The sequence below is a fragment of the Sphingobacterium detergens genome, from assembly GCF_003610355.1.
GTDB lineage: Bacteria > Bacteroidota > Bacteroidia > Sphingobacteriales > Sphingobacteriaceae > Sphingobacterium > Sphingobacterium detergens.
This window is the reverse complement of record NZ_RAPY01000001.1, coordinates 543,624-561,076: the sequence shown is the minus strand read 5'-3', so window position 1 is coordinate 561,076 and position 17,453 is coordinate 543,624. Positions and strand designations below refer to the sequence as shown.

The window sequence follows — 17,453 nt, the reverse complement described above, 5'->3', positions numbered from 1 at the left end:
ATTTGTAAAATGTTAAAAAGATATCATTACTGATCTTTGTATAAAATAATAAAATATGAATTGGGTAATTTTAATCATCGCCGGACTCTTTGAGGTAGGATACACTTACAGTCTGGGAAAAACAAAAGAGGTATCAGGCAATGCGATCTATACCTGGTACGGTATCTTCGTATTATGTCTTATTGTCAGTATGGTGTTATTGATCAAATCCGTACAAGGACTTCCCTTAGGAACCGCTTATGCAATATGGACGGGCATCGGAGCTGTCGGCACAGTCATTATAGGAATCCTTGTATTTAAAGATCCCGTAAGCTTCTGGCGTCTATTCTTTATCGGTACGCTAATCGCCTCTATTCTTGGATTAAAGTTTGTAACTGGCCATTAAAACAACAGGGATCTACATCTCCTGCATTCGGATCATTATACATTCCTGTCATTCATTGCCGGCATATGAATCTCTTTCACACAACTTGCTTTTGATGTCGAGATAATAAATCTTAACGCCTGAATGACATCCGATAATGGTATAAGATCGTCATTTGTTTCATGAGTGGGCATTTCCAGATTATTCTCCTCATCAGGCGCTGTTGCCAGATAACCAAGGTTCAATATAGATACTGCAATCTGATCAGGTCGAAGTTGTTCTCTCAATGCATGAACCACGCCCCGAAGCGCAAATTTTGTTGCTGAAAACGCAACTTCCCTTCCATTGTGGTTGTCAAGCCCCCATGTAGAACCGATCAAAATAATTTTGGCATTTTCGGCCTGCTTCAAATTTTCTAATGCTGATTGAATATTTAAAATACATGAAGTAACGTTGGTATTGATCAGGCCGCTAATCTCCGCTACCGGAGAAGACGCAAAATCATAGTCATCGCTAAAAGCGTTATTCTCCCAAATGCCAACATTATAGATGAAATAGTCAATTTTCGTATTTTTTATCCTGTCTTTGATTGCGTTAACAGCCTCCACAGGGTTGGATAGATCAGCCGGCACCCAACACACATTTGCGTTGTCCTCCAAATAATCGGGTTCACTTCTGGACACTCCAAATATAACATCAGACGGATCTGGCAGATGCAGTGTAATTGCCCTTCCCAATCCTTTACTAATGCCAAAAATAAGATATGTTTTCTTTTCCATTGTATTACAAATATAAGGTAAGAGCCCCCTTTTTTAGGGAATATTTCGAACTATTTTGAATTATTTTCGATCGCATGAAGGCAGAAAAAAGCTATAAGAAACAACAAATTGATATTTCCGCTGTTCTATGCATATGGAAAGACATTATAACAAAGGAAACACGATTTCTAGCGGTCATAACACCCACAAAGGTAAGGCTGCAAGAAAGTATATCGTCAGTGAAATTATTCTCAATGGCGAGCTTGTTGGTGTGGGCATTTATTATGATGGAACCGACGAACTTCGGGCCGCTGTTGTGGTAAATGACCAGGGACAGGGTGTCGAAATCCGCAATCTCCATGATGAACACTATCCAGAAGCACAATCAGATGATGACCTTGCGGAACTCTGGCCACTCTATGAAAAACTCGTGGCAAAATAAATGTCAGCTCTTTTCAATTCAGCAATCTTTGGAAAATATACAAAATCTATACTTATATATGGATAAAGTTGAATATTTCAATTTTAACGTATTTAATATTTATACGATTGTATTTATATATTATACATTTTAATTGATTAACATACTATACTTTTAGCTTTCCGGAACGATATCCGTATCTTATTCTTTATTCGATTTAAGTTCGGACCTGATTTGGGACAGAATATGCCCTTCTTCGCCCCTCAGTCGACATAAGACCATAATGAGTACATCTTCATACCACTGTTATACCGTGTTTAACTCGGACTCACCATGGACTCATGTCGGATGCATAGTGGACGCAATACGAAGCAGGTAAGACGAAAGCTATACGCAGGCTCGACCAAATCCTATAAGATACCCGAATCATTGGGTTTGCTATTTTACAAGAAATTAGTGTTTAAAAAGTTTATTAAAATGATCTTACAGCATTTATTCCAAACCTATTATGTCCTATATAGGGTATAAATGCAGATTGCCCTGGTCGCTGTTCTCCCCCTTTAAATAAAGCTGTCATCTTTGGGTACAACCAATAGGCTAGCTCAGTGGAGGCGATACCTATTCCCGCGCCTGCAACGATATCGCTCACCCAGTGTCTATTATTGATCACTCGATATATACCAGTAAATGCCGCAAAAGGATATCCTGCAAGACCGAGCCATACATTTTTATCACGATATTCTTTATACATAAAATGGGCTGTCGCAAATGCGGTCGCCGCATGGCCTGAAGGAAAGGATTTCTTATTGGATCCATCGGGACGCTCTTCAGCTATAAACTGTTTGGCAGGAAACACAATCGCCCCTGAAATCAGCTGCGAAGTAAGATAAATAAGCGTGCGGTCCTTAAAATTGTGAAGTCCTTCAACATTAAATGCATTGAGACCGTACACCATCGCTGCAGGGAAATATTGGGTATAATTGTCTATTGTTGTCCTTGCCGGATTCTTATGCAGCACTTCATTCCGGGTCTGTAAGTCCCATTTCTTCATTTTCGGGATGGCAAAGCTGCTCGCACCATAGGCTATAAGCGCTGTTGGAACGACAAACTTCCGCAACTGGAAATCGTGGTTATCAACAGCGGAAAATTGCATTCCACTACTTGTTTTAAGTGCAAGACTATCCTGAGCGCTCAACAATATAGGGAACATTAGAAATACAAACCATAGGATAAATAGGGTCGATATAAATTGGACTATATTCATGTAATGGAGAATTAAAAATTGGACAATAGAAGACCTACCCTTCCAATATTTCAACTTGAAGGGTAAGCACATCATAAATGAAAATTGATTTAGAACTTCATCTTCTGGATCCGGATGGCGTTCAGTATAGCGATAAGAGAAACACCCACATCCGCAAAGACCGCTTCCCACATCGTTGCCAATCCTCCGGCGCCAAGGATCAAAACCACCCCCTTGACCACAAATGCCAATCCTATATTTTGGTAAACTACTTTTTTGGTCTGTTTACCAATATTAATTGCCATTGGTATCTTAGATGGTTTGTCATCTTGTATGACTACATCGGCGGTTTCAATGGTTGCATCACTGCCCAGTCCCCCCATAGCTATACCAACATCACTCAAGGCCACTACGGGGGCATCATTGACGCCATCACCAACGAAAGCCACACTTTCACCAATAGCCTTTATCTCCTTGACTTTATTCACCTTATCTTCCGGAAGAAGATCTCCATAGGCTTTATCAATACCCAATTCCTTCGCTACATAAGCGACGACCGTACTCTTATCGCCACTTAGCATGGTCGCTTTCACTCCGAGCTTGTGCAAGAGTTGTATGGTCTGTGCGGAATCTTCTTTGATACTATCTGCAATGGTAATATATCCAACGAAGCGATTATCCAATGCAATGGCTATTGTGGTATAAACGATCGTATTGGGATCGATGGTATAGCCGATATTAAACTTGTCCAAAAGTTTAAAGTTACCAACCAAAAACACCTTGCCGTCCACACTACCCTTCAGTCCATGCCCCGGTATTTCTTCGACATCAGTCAAATTTACAGATTCATCGACATCACCCGCATATTCCCTGATTGCTGTCGCTACCGGATGACTGCTATGACTTTCGATTTTATTGACCAATTTGAGAATTGTCGCTTCATCAAAATCTGGTTCTAAACGAACTTCCTGCACTTTGAAAACCCCTTCAGTCATCGTACCGGTTTTATCCATAACAACATTCTGTATCGCTGCCATCGCATCCAAAAAGTTACTTCCCTTAAACAGGATACCGTTTCTACTTGCAGCACCGATGCCTCCAAAATAGCCCAATGGAATCGAGATCACCAAGGCACAGGGGCAGGAAATCACGAGAAATACGAGCGCTCGATAAAGCCAATCGCTAAATACGTATTGTCCAACAAAAAAGTAAGGCAGCAGACAGATCGCTATCGCCAAAAGCACCACAATCGGCGTATAGATTTTCGCAAATTTCCGGATAAAGAGCTCCGTAGGAGCCTTCTGCGAGGTCGCATTTTGTACAAGCTCAAGTATTTTGCTCAATTTACTGTCTTGGTATGCTGTTGTCACCTTTACCAGACTCACGGTATTCATGTTGATCATTCCGGCCAGCACAACTTCACCTTTGGTCTTTGTGTCAGGTTTACTTTCTCCCGTCAACGCCGCCGTGTTGAAGGAGGCCGTATCGGAGATAAGTTCCCCGTCCAAGCCCAACTTCTCCCCGGGCTTCAGTTGGATAACATCACCTATTGCTGCAGCCTCAGCCTTGATCACCCGGCTACTGTTTGCTTCAACAATGGTCACCTCATCGGGGCGCTGATCCAGGAGCGCCTTAATATTGCTCTTGGCACGGCTGACAGCCAATGTCTGAAACACTTCCCCTACGGCATAAAAAAGCATGACAGCAACACCCTCTGGATATTCTTTGATTGCAAAAGCACCAATTGTAGCGATGCTCATCAGTAAGAATTCAGAGAAAATCTCTCCTTTTCCAATACTCTTCAATGCATCTTTAATCACTGGAAATCCAACCGGAATGTAAGCCAGTACATACCAAATGATCCGGATCCAGCCCTTGAACCATTCCTGTGGCAACCAATTGTCCATTGCAATGGCCACAATCAGCAGGACAAATGAAATTATTGCTGGCAGAAAGAGCTTCAATGTACCGCCTTCCGCCACTGAATGATCATGACCGTCATCATCACTGTGACTATGTGCCTGATCCTGGGCAGGCGCGCCCTGTATTAAACGTTGGGCGCCCGCCTGATTATATATTTTTTCCGTCTGTGTACAACAAAGTTGTTTACCTTGTGCATCATAAATATGTTTGTGTTCCATACCTTATCATGATTACTTCGTTAACAAATGCTACTACTTAATGTTCATGCCCACCTGTATTGCTCATCTTGGCATTGATAAAAAATGCTCCTTTCACAACGATTCTTGTTTGCGCAGGAATTTCCTGTACTGGTGTAATTGCTGTATATCCCAATGCTGAGACACCTTTTTGAATTTCAATTTTCTCAAAATTCACATTCTTACCCTGTTCAGTTGCATGTTTAGCCGCTTCTGATTCATTTTTATGTTCGTGCTTAGCCTCACCCTCATCATGCGCATGTCCATGATCATCGTGCCCTTCTTCATGCTCCTCGGCCTGCTTGCTTGTTTCTATGAAAATGTAGAACTTACCATCCGCTTCCACAATTGCGTCATTCGGAACCGCCGGAGTGGTCACATTATTGATCCCGATCATCCCTGTAATATTCATCCCGTCTATCAGACCAACCTTGCTACCGATCACAGTACTATGAACAGCAATTGTTTTACTATCATTTTCAAAAGACGATCCTATCGTAAATACTTTAGCCGAGTAAGTTTTATCAGGGTTGTTTGTCAATTGAAAATTAATAATCTGCCCAATTTTGATCATAGGAAGGTCTTTTTCAAAAACCTGAAGATCAAGGTGCAATAGACTATTATCTATAATCTCAATAACCGGTGATGAAACATCCACATAACTACCTATCTTGGCAAAGACATTACTCACAGTACCATTAATCGGACTTGTCACCACGAGTGAAGCCCGCAAATTGGAAAGGCTCACACTGTTGGGATTGATGCCCATCAGTTGAATCTGCTGTTGTAACGATGCCTTTCTGGCACGAAGGCTATTGAAATCCGCCGTCGCAGACTGCAGATTTTTTCTTGCTCCTGCGTTGCCCTCATTGAGCTCTTGCTGTCTTGCCATCTCCTGTTCTGCAAGTGTAATTTTGCTCGCCAGAGCGACATATTCTTCCTGAAGCTGAATAAATTGCGGATTCGTAATGGTTGCAATAACCTGCCCTTTGCGCACAATGTCACCTAGTTGCACATTTAAAGTCTTGATTACACCACCATACAAGGTTGTCGCATTGGCTTTGTTGTTATTGGGAACACTGAGAAGACCATTGGCTTTGATTGTCGCTGTCAGCTCCTTTTCCTCTATAGTTCCAAAAGCAATACCTACAGCCTTTATCTGTTGTTCACTCAATGCCGCTACCGTCACGGGCCCTTCCTCATGGCTTTCTTCAGCAGCACCTTTCCCTTCCTCCTTCTTGGCATCGCCAGCACCTTTTGAATCTGATCCGCAGCTATATAAAACTGTTGTAATCGCTAGTGCAAAAAATATTTTTATGATAACTCTCATTGTTGACTTATTTATTATTGAAGTAATTGTATTGGATTGCTGATTGATTATATTGATTGAGCACGTCTAAATAGTTCTGTCTGATACCGATCGCCTGACTTAAGAACTGGCTCATCTCCGCAAAACTTATTTCACCGGTTCTGTAACCAAGGCTTGCGGCTTTGATGATGGCGTCAGCTTGCTTGAGGCCTGCGGATTCATAGAACTGCAATAGCGCAGCATTTTTCTCAATATCAGCCAATGCATTCACCTTATTCGTCTGAAAAACTTGTGTATCATATTCCAGTTGTCTTTGTTGCGCCTCCATTTCCGCGTTTGCAGCTTTCACCTTGCTTTTATAAGCACCAAGGCCAAATACAGGAAATGATGCCGACACCGAGAATCCCGTAAAAGGATCTTTTGCCCCCCAAAGGCGCTGCGAAAAGAATCTGCCCGAAAATTCAGGCTTATTTGTATTTTTCTGTACCGCAATATTGGAGGATGCAATATTGACATTCTGTTGTTGCAAAGCTAAAACAGGATGTGAGGCATCAACCGATGGATTTTGTACATCCACGTCCATTTTTATCTTTTCCAGCGATTGCTCTACAGGTAATATCCATTCATTGCGGTTGAGAAGCATCATCAATTGCTGCTGCTGAACCAACATATTCTTCTTGTTTTGAACCAATTGAGCCTGCAACTCCCGTAATTTCGCTTCCGCGGCAATTTTATCCAATGCTGCGACATCTCCGGTTTTGAAACGTAATTCAGTCGCCTTAAACATCGCCGAGTAGATACTGTCCAACTCCACATAGAGCTTCTGTCTATCTTGAAGATACCAGAGCTGATAATATGCTGTGCGCACATCTTTCTTAATATTAGCATTGAGTACTTCGGTATTCAGATTGGCATATTTTAGCTGTTGCTTAAAATATTCCTTTCGTGCCGAATAGAGTCCCGGCCAAGCAATACTTTGCGTGATACCGATTTTCATGATCCCTGTCTTATCGCTCGGTCGGTAATCTTCATTCTCCACAAAAACACCCGTCTTCGGGATTTCATTCGCGGTTTTAACATTATAAGTTGCTCCGGTTATTTCAGCCTCATTGACCTGAAACTGGCGATTGCTCTTCAATGCCATGCCGATTGCGTTATCAATCCCGATCCGTTCCTGTGAAAAAGCCTTAAATCCAATGGTAGAAAATAGGAAAACCAATACCGTCGCAATGGTCTTACCCGCATTTCCTTTTTTCATATTCAGTTTTGAGTTAAAAATAATATACAGCAAAGGCAGTACAAACAACGTTAAGAAGGTTGCTGTCACCAATCCGCCGATAACAACCGTCGCCAACGGTTTCTGAACTTCCGCTCCAGCACTCGTACTAATTGCCATCGGCAAAAAGCCCAGCGAAGCTACGGTAGCGGTCATCAGTACAGGGCGCAACCTGGTCAATGTTCCCTCCTTCACGCGCTGAAAAATATCATCCATACCTTCCTTCTTCAATTGGTTGAAAGTTCCGATCAGTACAATACCATTTAGTACAGCAACACCAAACAAAGCAATAAAACCGATTCCGGCACTGATGCTGAAAGGCATACCGCGGAGCATCAGGGCAAAAACACCCCCAATTGCACTCATTGGAATGGCTGTAAAGATCAGCGCCGCTTGCTTAAAGGAATGGAATGTGAAATACAATAGCATAAAGATCAGCAAGAGAGAAACAGGCACTGCAATCATCAGACGAGCGCTTGCTTTCTGTAAGTTTTCAAACTGCCCCCCATACGTGAAATAATAACCAGCAGGCAATTTCACTTTGGCAGACAGCTGTTGTTGGATATCTTTGACCACACTCTCCACATCTCTTCCCGAGACGTTGAAGCCAATGACGATCCGACGCTTTCCGGCTTCTCTACTGATCTGCGCGGGGCCAAGTTTATAATCAATGGACGCTACCTGCGACAATGGAATCTGAATACCTGTATCAGTTGGAATCATCAGATTGCGTACATCGTCTATACTACTGCGGTGTGTCGTATCCAAACGAACAACTAAATCAAAACGACGTTCATTTTCATAGATCTGTCCAGTACTACGACCAGCGAAAGCCGTACTTACCACATCATTGACATCCTGAATCGTGAGACCGTAATTAGCAATGCGTGTACGGTCATATACGATATTGATCTGTGGCAGCCCCGAAACTCGCTCCACTTGTGGAGAAGTAGCACCTTTAACGGACTGAATCTGTGCCGCCACGATATTCGCATAAGATGCCAAAGAGTCGATATTTTCGCCGAAAATCTTCACAGCAACATCCTGACGGATTCCTGTCATTAACTCATTGAATCGCATCTGTATTGGCTGATTTTTTTCAAAGAAAACACCCGGGATAACTTCCAATTTTTCAAGGATGGCAGCGCCGAGTTCATTATAACTTCGACCGGACTTCCATTCCTTCTGGGGTTTCAGTACCACCATCAAATCGGTCGCTTCCGGTGGCATTGGATCCGTCGGCACTTCCGCCGCTCCGGTTTTACCAACAACCATTTTTACTTCATTAAACTCCTTAATGATACGGGAAGCCTGCATGGAAGTTTCTATACTTTGTGAGAGAGAGCTTCCCTGTGGTAATATACAGTGAAAAGCATAATCCCCTTCCTGCAACTGCGGGATAAACTCTCCCCCCATATTTTTAAAGAAGAAAACAGCTATGGCAAAGAAAGCGATTGTCAAGCTGACGATAATATATTTGAAACGGATAGCTTTCTGCAATAAAGGCGCATAGATATGCTGAAGTTTTTCGATAAAACGGTCACTGAACGTTTTCTTGTCATGATGTTTTTTAGGTAAAAACAGGGCACACATCATTGGAATATATGTCAGCGAAAGGATCAATGCGCCAAAGATCGCGAAACCTACGGTCTGTGCCATCGGGCGGAACATCTTGCCTTCCACCCCGACCAATGTCAAGATAGGAATATAGACAATCAGAATAATGATCTCACCAAATGCCGCACTGGTCCGGATTTTTGAGGCAGATTCAAACACCTCATGATCCATTTCCGATTGTGACAGCTTTTCAGTAGACTTGCGCAGGCCAAGATGGTGAAGTGTTGCTTCGACAATAATTACCGCGCCATCGACAATAAGACCAAAGTCTATCGCACCTAGACTCATTAAATTGGCACTCACACCAAAAACATTCATCAATCCCAAAGCAAAGAGCAGGGATAATGGGATGGCTGAGGCAACGATAAGCCCCGCACGGAGGTTACCCAAAAATAGCACCAATACGAATATAACGATCAGCGCTCCCTCGATTAAGTTCTTCTCAACAGTACCTATTGCACGGCCAACAAGATCTGTACGGTCCAGATAGGGCTCGATCACCACATCATTGGGCAGGGATTTTTGGATCGTAGGAAGCTTCTCTTTTACACGCTTGACCACTTCATTGCTATTCTCACCCTTCAGCATCATCACTACACCGCCCACGGCATCCACTTCCCCATTATATGTCAGGGCACCGTACCTGACCGCATGTCCAAAACGCACATCGGCCACATCTTTGACATAAATAGGTACAGCACCAGTTTTTTTAATCGCAATATTTTTCACATCCTCCAGCGACGTAGCCAGTCCAATGCCACGAATGAAGTATGCATTCGGTTTCTTGTCAATATAAGCACCACCGGTATTCTGATTATTTTTCTCCAATGCGGTGAAAATTTCTGGAATGGTGATATTCATCGCTTTAAGGCGATTAGGGTCAACAGCGACCTCATATTGTTTCAATTCACCACCAAAGCTATTGACCTCAGCAATACCGGGTGTACCGTAAAGCTGGCGCGCAACGATCCAGTCCTGCATGGTCCGTAGATCCTTTGCATTATACTTGCTTTCACTGCCTTTTTTAGGGTGAATGATATATTGATAAACCTCTCCCAAACCTGTACTAACGGGAGCTAATTCGGGTTTACCGATACCTTGTGGAATTTGGTCCACAGCTTCTTTTAGACGCTCGCTGATAAGCTGCCGCGCAAAGTAGATATCGACATCATCGTCAAAAACAACGGTAATCACCGAGAGTCCAAAACGGGAAATACTTCTGATTTCTTCTATCTTCGGTACCGTAGCGATACTCTGTTCGATCGGGAAAGTAACCAGTTGCTCCACTTCCTGGCCCGCCAAGGTCGGACAGGAAGTAAAAATCTGTACTTGATTATTGGTAATATCCGGAACGGCGTCTATGGGCAGCTTTGTTGCACTCCAACCGCCCCAAATAATAAGTAACAAGGTCATCAAACCAATAATGATCTTATTCTTGATGCTAAATTTAATTATACTATCTAACACAATATGCTTGATTAATGCTTAAATAATAGATATATAGAATATCTTATTTCCCTGTAACCTCAAAAGTTACAGCTACACACCGATGGCCAACATTAATTAGAAAAGCAAAATTCCTTAATAATGTTTGCGTACGGCTATAAAAAGTTATCGTTAAGCATCTACCTTAGGCGGCTGCCAGATAGTTCCGAAGTAGTTAGATAGAATAGGTGTATTGAGAACCGGCATCCGATTATCAAAATAAATTGAAATCGGGATACCTTCAATTTTTGGTAACTGATATTCGAAGGCTGTAATATTTCCGCTACAACAGTTGCAATAACAAAAAATAGAACAAGCATCGGTGGTATCTTCACTATGATTATGAGGTTCATTGAATTGTGTTTCCATGGCTGTCACCTCGCTGCGAATATTCGCATCACTGCATGGGACAAAGGAAAGTCCCAAGATATAGGTGATCAATATGAAAACAATTACCCTCATTGTTATACAAATTTAGAAAAATATTTCAAAAATTTATTCTTTTATAATAACATCGCCTTGTTAGCGTACAATATTAATTGCGATTGCAACACCCTCCTGTCCCTATCTCCCTGTACCTATTGCTAGCAATCTTCTATATAGGGATCGACTATTAAGTTTCTAAAACATTCAACTGCATATTGCCCTGTCTCACTAACGCTGTAGTCCAAGCTTACGCTTAGTCCAAATTGACGTACACAGGCAACATTCCTTAATAACGAATACCGTATTTACCCGGTCATATAAATAGTTCACACGAAAACTGTGCCATAATAGCAGACTTCCTATCATCATAGCCCATTCCGTCAGATATTCCCACACAAACCCAATATTAACCAAAGGGAAAATATTAACCCAATAGAATTATAAATAAAACAGTAGATAACCGCCATCAAAGCACTTAAAATCAACGTTTAAACACCAATGCTTGTTTGTAGAACTTTCACTACAGGAAAAATTACTTAATGAAAATCATAATGATTAAACAGAAAGCTATATATATAATTGCACCAATAAATTTCAACACTGATCAAAAAAAAACAAAAATGATAATACACTTAAATAGTAACTCTATAAATAAAAAGTAAAAAATCACACAAGTACAAATCAATCAAAAACACTAAGAAACAAGTAAAATTAAAATGTCTACTTACATGAAAACGAAAAATTACCCCAACCTTAAAAATGTATTAATGCTGGGATGCATTATGCTGGTTGCTTCAAGTATCTACTCTTGTAAAAAGAGTGGCGAAACCATCCCCTTAACCGAGGAAACTCTGGTCAAGATCAATCTTCAGGGGGTCGAGGCCTATGGTGAGAACGAAATTAACGCTGTCGGTCAAAAGCAAGGATCTTCAAAAGCCTCTACTGCGAGCACTGCTTCCGAAGTACAGGAGATGACTGTTCCTTTTGGCAATAGTTCTTCCATTGATGTTGTATTGACAAATAGCTCAGCTACCGCTGTCAATAAAGGATTGGTGGCCTCATCGGGTGCCAAAGCAACAACGACAACGCAAGTAACTGAGAAAAAACTGGACAAAGATGTTAAATATAAAGTAGTTGTCTATGATAGCCAAGGGAATTACGTGACTGAAAAGACCTATAGCTATGGTGGAGAAGCCGCAGCAGAGGGGATTGTTCTTGATGCTGGAAAAACCTATACATTTGTTGCTTATTCAACAAATAGCACAAGTACAGTACCTAATATTAGCAATCAAAGTACTTTATCCTCAGCAAGCCTCAATAATATCAGTGGAGACCTGATGTATTTCGCGAACACGCTGAAAGTAAACAAAGGCGTTAACAACCTAGATGTTGTGTTGAAACACCGCTTCAGTCAGATTATCACCACTTTGACAATGGATGCCAACATGACGGGAGCCATCACCAAACTTGAAAATGCCGTGTTTAAACCAAGTCATACATCGGCCAACTTAAAACTTTCGGATGAAGCACTTACATACAACGGATTGAACGACGCGGGTGTGCAAGCACAGTTTCCGGCTTTGGGTATTGGACTACGTACAGTTGTCAGCACTCCTTCCCTATTGATCCACCCAGCAACAAGTACTGGAACACTTAAACTTGGAAGCCTGACTATTGATGGTGAAACCAAATCAAATGTTACCATTCCAAATGTAAAGATCAATCCTGGACAGAAATATGACCTCAAGCTTAATTTCAAAACCTGTACACAAGATGTGACCAGTAATGGATTAAACTGGAGCTATCCAGCGGTGGTCGTTAACGGTAAAACTGGAATCCGTATTGATGGCGTATTTTATCCAAGCGGAACCACGATCTCCAGAAATTTCAACGCTCCTGCAGCAGATTATGGATTTGTGTTTGATATCACCGAGCTGGACAATGCTTTCAATATGGAAATTAATGGCGTGAAGCTGGCAAAAAATGAAATCCAGTTTGAAGTTGGCGCATCTTCAGCACAAAATATCCAGTTCCTAGACGGAAGTAAATATGCAGGCAATGATGTAGAAACAAATAAAAAAATTGCTCAAGTCTATAATATGCAAGGAACTGCAGCAAATCCGTTGATCAAACTCGTGATCAGCAGAACAGGTAAAGTGACTATGTTCGGTAGTAAAGTCAATGGTGGACCTTTATATGAGCTTGTATTGAACAATGGTAATTCCTTCAATACCTTCCCTTGGGGAAGCACACAGAGCAATACTGTAAAAGTAACTCAACTTGTTGATGGTCGTACGATCATTAAAGGTGTAGGTGCAGGAAAGAAGAAAATACCTTGTAGCTAAGAACTTATAGCTAAAAAAAATAAGAACAGATTTATCAAATATAATACAATAAATAAAAGACTATGAAAAAGAAAATAGCTTATATCGCACCGGAGGTTAAGGCGTACCAGATCGAACTCGAGCAAGGTATCGCAGCCGGTTCAGCAACTGCTAGACCCGAAGATTCCAACGGACAAGTCAACGAACAATGGGGTCTTGGCGACAATGACAATAGAACAATAGACTGGTAACAAGCGCCACAGAATCAGTATGCATAAAGCCGTATTACGCACAGCAATAGTTGTGTTTAATACGGCTTTTTTACTTCTATTATGGTAATATTACGATAATATCTTCTGTAAACGTTTTGGAAACTCGTCAATCTTCGAGATGCTCAGTTGTTTCATCACCTGAAATAAATGTGCTTTGAACATATTGATGGTATGTTCACCGCCGGCATTCCCCAGGGCACCTACGCCGTACATAAATGGTCGCCCCATGAAGTTAAATTCAGATCCCACAGCATGTGCACGGGCAAGGTCTACTCCAGAACGAATACCACCATCCAACATAATCTTGATTTTGCTTTTATAATCTGGATTGGCTGCCAGATGAATCAATGAATTAATGGATGATTCACTGGCATCAAGCTGTCTTCCACCATGATTAGAGACGATAACACCATCCACGCCCAATGCAATAGCGGCCTGCATATCCTCATCTGTCGCAATTCCTTTTAACACCAAAGGTCCCTTCCATAAATCCCGAATGGCTTTGATCTTTTCAACATCTACTTTACCGGTAAACGTTCTGTTCATAAATTGTCCCAGCTGCGCTAGATCCAGGCCTTTCTCCATATAAGGCTTTAAGGTTGCAAAAGATGGAATACCATGTCTAAGTGTTTCAATTCCCCAGGTAGGACAAGCAAACGTCTGTAAGATATTAGCGATGTTCATCTTTGGTGGCATAGACAATCCACTTTTAATCTCTTTGTACCGAAGTCCAAAAGCAGGAACATCGACCAGAACAACAAGCACAGGACATTCTACCTCTTTCAGACGTCGCAGGATATCATCGCGCAGCTTATTTTCTGTAGGATGATAAAGCTGAAACCAAGCTTTACCTTGTGACACCTCAGCAATACGTTCAATACTACTTGTCGATACGGTACTCAATATATAAGGGATATCATTTTCTGCAGCGGCTTTTGCTAGAATTTCTGGAGCATTGGGCCACATCAAGCCCTGTAAACCAATTGGCGAAACACCAAATGGCGCACTGTAATGGCGACCAAAAAGTTCTACAGACATATCAATTTCCCCACTCGTCTGAAGATATTGCGGCTTTAATAAGATATTGTCAAAATCATTTTCATTTCTGGCAAGATTCAGCTCTTCATTGCAACCGCCTATTAAATAGTCAAACGCAAATTTTGGAATTCTTTTCTTTGCCTGTTTTCTCAAGTCTTCAACAGCAGGAAATCGGGTATTGTATGTAAACTTTTGGCTCATGATTGATGTATTAAATATTGGCAGTGATTTATCTGCGCGCCAAATATACTATATAATTTGAAATTAGTTCGCTATTTATCAATAATCTCCTAGCTATTCCGACGGTAGCCAAGCTCGGCACCGCCACTCACAGGCAGGTTCACCCCGGTAATAAACCGAGCGCTGTCTGACAATAAAAACAGGCAGGTATCCGCGATTACATCCCCTTCTGGGCAATAACCCAAGAGGTGGATATCTTTTAGAAAACCAAATACCTGTTCCGGCTCTGGTTGCTCCAAAGCCCATTGCTGAAGCATAGGCGTCATCACCGCTGCAGGCATGACAGAATTCACCCTGATCCCCAATGCTGCGTAATCTATTGCCATTGATTTGGTCAGGGCATTGACAGCCCCTTTTGTTGCGGCATAAGCAGCATGGTTTTCCTGGCCAATTTCCGCCACCAGACTACTTGTATTTAATATACATCCTCTTGAGGCTTTCAAGTGAGGAAAACCATATCGTGTTGTCAACAAAATACTTTTTACATTGACATCGAACAATCTGGTCCATTCCTGCTCCGTGGTGTCATGCAATGGCTTTGATGGACTCGCAAGACCAGCGTTGTTGTGAATGGCATCTAATCGCCCAAAGGTTGCAACTGTTTGGTCTATCGCTGCCTTCACATCCTCCTCCTGGGAGAAATCAGCACAGATACCCAGATGTGGAGCACCCAATAATTCGCCTGTAGCAGCAACGGAGGCCTGATCAAGGCCGATAAAAACAACTTGGGCCCCAGCCTTTGCATAGGCCTGCGCACATGCCAAACCGATTCCAGCAGTACCACCACTGATTAATATCACTTTATCCTTCAATCTATTCACGATAAATCTATAAAAGCTTATTCAATTAATTCTAAGATCTAAAATACGACAAGTAACTTCTTACCTGAAAATTATGTATAAAATTGTGACAATAGCCAACAATAGTCCCGATAAAACGCGGTAATTCCCGATTCCTTTCCATGCGGCCCCACGAAGTGGCTCCAATGGACTCTTCCAATAGAGCTGTTCGCTTTCCGCGTTGTGTTGTACCGGATACCAATATGATAAGATAATCTGAATGATCATACAGGTCAAGAAAAGGTAGAATGCCATCATCATAAATGGAGTTTGTCCGATCCAGGAATCTGGCAGGACCTTATTCAGAATAAAGACCCCCATACCCAAAAAAGATCCAATCCAGAGGGTCAATTTAGCCGATACCGCCGAAGCTTTCCGCCAGAAGACGCCTAAGAGGAATACACAGGTTATGGGAGGCGCAATATGGGCGATCACGTCGTTGATCCCATTAAAAATACTCTCATATCTGTCCAGTAGTGGCAGTAGAGCCAGCGAAAAAGCCATCGCGATCACAGCGGATATTTTCCCGATACGGATAAGCTGCTTATCCGAGGCCTGTGGCTTCCGTTGCTTAAAAATGTCGTAACTAACCATCGTGGAAATCGAATTAAGCGCACCGGAAATCTGACTCATCAGCCCGGACAACAAAGCCGCCACAAGGATCCCGATCAGGCCAGAAGGCAACAGCTGCGTGATCATCAGCGTGTATATTCCTTTGGAATTCACATGGCCTGCAGCGTCCAAGCCCAGACTACTTAGATCAAGATGCCCACTCTTAAAAAGGGTGTAAGCGAATAACCCGGGCAATACAAAAATAAATACGGGCAAAATTTTCAGAAAACCGCAGAACAGTGCGCCCACACGACCATGGTTCTCATCCTTCGCCCCCAGTACACGTTGGACAATCGTCTGATCCGCGCACCAATACCAAATCCCCAGAATCGGATAACCAAAGAACACCGCATACCAGGGCATGCCACTGCTGTCATCAGCGCCACGGAGCATGGACAACCGGTCGAGTCCACCTTCAGCGATCAGTACATCTTTCATCGGTATCCACCCACCCATGCGATCGAATGCTGCAAAACTGATGATAAATGCACCGGCTAATAATACAATGGTCTGAATGGATTCCGTAACAACTACCGCACGTAACCCACCAAGGATAGTATAGATTCCGGTAATAACACATATCACTGTAATACTCAAATACATATTAATCCCGAACAGGGTCTTTAACACGATACCTCCTGCCAGCATGGAAAAGGCGATATGGATCACTATGGCAGATATAATGGAAATAAACGTCAACCAATCTCTACTGGAACGGTCATACCTTTTTTCCAGGAAATCTGGGAGCGTTGCCACACCGGACTTGAGGTAGAACGGTACAAAAAACAAAGCCAATAAGACCAAAGTAAATGCGGCCATCCATTCAAAGTTTCCATTAAGCAAACCCGTATCAAATCCACTTTGCGCAAGACTTACCAAGTGTACAGTGGATATATTTGTCGCAAAGAGTGCTAATCCGATTGCTGGCCACCGCAAGCTTTTGCCGGCGAGAAAATAACCTTCGGCCGTCCCTGTATTTCTCTTACTGCCGATACCGGCGCGGATACCGACAATCAAAATCAATGCAATATAAGCTACTGCGATACTCAAATCTATATTTCCTAACATAA

At 42.2% G+C, this 17,453-nt stretch carries 13 protein-coding genes; 4 read left to right on the top strand and 9 right to left on the bottom strand.

Going from position 1 to position 17,453, the window contains the following annotated elements; genetic code table 11:
• Positions 1 to 55: 55 nt before the first annotated feature.
• On the top strand, positions 56 to 385 hold the full coding sequence (locus DFQ12_RS02405) for a DMT family transporter (RefSeq protein WP_120257434.1): 330 nt from the start codon (positions 56 to 58) through the stop codon (positions 383 to 385).
• 35 nt (positions 386 to 420) lie between these two features.
• Here DFQ12_RS02405 and DFQ12_RS02400 read toward each other — a convergent pair whose 3' ends face one another.
• Positions 421 to 1,143, bottom strand: a complete 723-nt coding sequence (locus DFQ12_RS02400) for an SDR family NAD(P)-dependent oxidoreductase (protein WP_120257433.1) — start codon at positions 1,141 to 1,143, stop codon at positions 421 to 423.
• A gap of 133 nt (positions 1,144 to 1,276) precedes the next feature.
• On the opposite strand from DFQ12_RS02400, the gene DFQ12_RS02395 reads away from it, so the two are divergent.
• Entirely contained in the window at positions 1,277 to 1,564 is a 288-nt protein-coding gene (locus tag DFQ12_RS02395; protein ID WP_120257432.1) for a hypothetical protein, read from the top strand.
• Between the two features lie 451 nt (positions 1,565 to 2,015).
• Here the strand turns inward: DFQ12_RS02395 and DFQ12_RS02390 are convergent, their stop codons facing one another.
• The 5 genes from DFQ12_RS02390 to DFQ12_RS02370 form a co-directional block, all read right to left on the bottom strand.
• Positions 2,016 to 2,807 (bottom strand): phosphatase PAP2 family protein, encoded by a 792-nt coding sequence (locus tag DFQ12_RS02390; RefSeq protein ID WP_208642415.1) that lies wholly within the window; start codon positions 2,805 to 2,807, stop codon positions 2,016 to 2,018.
• Between the two features lie 89 nt (positions 2,808 to 2,896).
• A complete protein-coding gene (locus tag DFQ12_RS02385) occupies positions 2,897 to 4,927 on the bottom strand; it encodes a heavy metal translocating P-type ATPase (RefSeq protein WP_120257430.1) in 2,031 nt (676 codons plus the stop codon).
• A gap of 37 nt (positions 4,928 to 4,964) precedes the next feature.
• Positions 4,965 to 6,275, bottom strand: a complete 1,311-nt coding sequence (locus DFQ12_RS02380) for an efflux RND transporter periplasmic adaptor subunit (protein ID WP_120257429.1) — start codon at positions 6,273 to 6,275, stop codon at positions 4,965 to 4,967.
• 7 nt (positions 6,276 to 6,282) lie between these two features.
• Positions 6,283 to 10,614 carry a CusA/CzcA family heavy metal efflux RND transporter gene (locus DFQ12_RS02375; RefSeq protein ID WP_120257428.1) on the bottom strand — a complete coding sequence of 1,444 codons (4,332 nt, stop codon included), beginning with the start codon at positions 10,612 to 10,614 and terminating at the stop codon, positions 6,283 to 6,285.
• A 150-nt stretch (positions 10,615 to 10,764) separates the two neighbouring features.
• Entirely contained in the window at positions 10,765 to 11,094 is a 330-nt protein-coding gene (locus DFQ12_RS02370) for a DUF6660 family protein (protein ID WP_120257427.1), read from the bottom strand.
• 692 nt (positions 11,095 to 11,786) lie between these two features.
• On the opposite strand from DFQ12_RS02370, the gene DFQ12_RS02365 reads away from it, so the two are divergent.
• Positions 11,787 to 13,403: a fimbrillin family protein gene (locus tag DFQ12_RS02365; protein ID WP_120257426.1), complete on the top strand. Its 1,617-nt coding sequence runs from the start codon at positions 11,787 to 11,789 to the stop codon at positions 13,401 to 13,403.
• Between the two features lie 62 nt (positions 13,404 to 13,465).
• Positions 13,466 to 13,633: a hypothetical protein gene (locus DFQ12_RS28045; RefSeq protein WP_167457177.1), complete on the top strand. Its 168-nt coding sequence runs from the start codon at positions 13,466 to 13,468 to the stop codon at positions 13,631 to 13,633.
• A gap of 90 nt (positions 13,634 to 13,723) precedes the next feature.
• On the opposite strand, the gene DFQ12_RS02360 is transcribed toward DFQ12_RS28045, so the two are convergent.
• From DFQ12_RS02360 to DFQ12_RS02350, 3 genes are all read right to left on the bottom strand, one after another.
• Complete coding sequence (locus DFQ12_RS02360) at positions 13,724 to 14,893, bottom strand: alpha-hydroxy acid oxidase (RefSeq protein ID WP_120257425.1); 1,170 nt, start codon at positions 14,891 to 14,893, stop codon at positions 13,724 to 13,726.
• Positions 14,894 to 14,982: 89 nt separating this feature from the next.
• Complete coding sequence (locus DFQ12_RS02355) at positions 14,983 to 15,753, bottom strand: SDR family NAD(P)-dependent oxidoreductase (RefSeq protein ID WP_120257424.1); 771 nt, start codon at positions 15,751 to 15,753, stop codon at positions 14,983 to 14,985.
• A gap of 60 nt (positions 15,754 to 15,813) precedes the next feature.
• Complete coding sequence (locus tag DFQ12_RS02350; RefSeq protein WP_120257423.1) at positions 15,814 to 17,451, bottom strand: sodium:solute symporter; 1,638 nt, start codon at positions 17,449 to 17,451, stop codon at positions 15,814 to 15,816.
• Between the last annotated feature and the right edge of the window lie 2 nt (positions 17,452 to 17,453).

Excerpts from the sequence above, each read along its gene's own strand:
- DFQ12_RS02405 (WP_120257434.1), top strand. The coding sequence starts at position 56 with ATGAATTGGGTAATTTTAATCATCGCCGGACTCTTTGAGGTAGGATAC.
- DFQ12_RS02400 (WP_120257433.1), bottom strand. The coding sequence starts at position 1,143 with ATGGAAAAGAAAACATATCTTATTTTTGGCATTAGTAAAGGATTGGGA.
- DFQ12_RS02395 (WP_120257432.1), top strand. The coding sequence starts at position 1,277 with ATGGAAAGACATTATAACAAAGGAAACACGATTTCTAGCGGTCATAAC.
- DFQ12_RS02390 (WP_208642415.1), bottom strand. The coding sequence starts at position 2,807 with ATGAATATAGTCCAATTTATATCGACCCTATTTATCCTATGGTTTGTA.
- DFQ12_RS02385 (WP_120257430.1), bottom strand. The coding sequence starts at position 4,927 with ATGGAACACAAACATATTTATGATGCACAAGGTAAACAACTTTGTTGT.
- DFQ12_RS02380 (WP_120257429.1), bottom strand. The coding sequence starts at position 6,275 with ATGAGAGTTATCATAAAAATATTTTTTGCACTAGCGATTACAACAGTT.
- DFQ12_RS02370 (WP_120257427.1), bottom strand. The coding sequence starts at position 11,094 with ATGAGGGTAATTGTTTTCATATTGATCACCTATATCTTGGGACTTTCC.
- DFQ12_RS02365 (WP_120257426.1), top strand. The coding sequence starts at position 11,787 with ATGAAAACGAAAAATTACCCCAACCTTAAAAATGTATTAATGCTGGGA.
- DFQ12_RS28045 (WP_167457177.1), top strand. The coding sequence starts at position 13,466 with ATGAAAAAGAAAATAGCTTATATCGCACCGGAGGTTAAGGCGTACCAG.
- DFQ12_RS02360 (WP_120257425.1), bottom strand. The coding sequence starts at position 14,893 with ATGAGCCAAAAGTTTACATACAATACCCGATTTCCTGCTGTTGAAGAC.
- DFQ12_RS02350 (WP_120257423.1), bottom strand. The coding sequence starts at position 17,451 with ATGTTAGGAAATATAGATTTGAGTATCGCAGTAGCTTATATTGCATTG.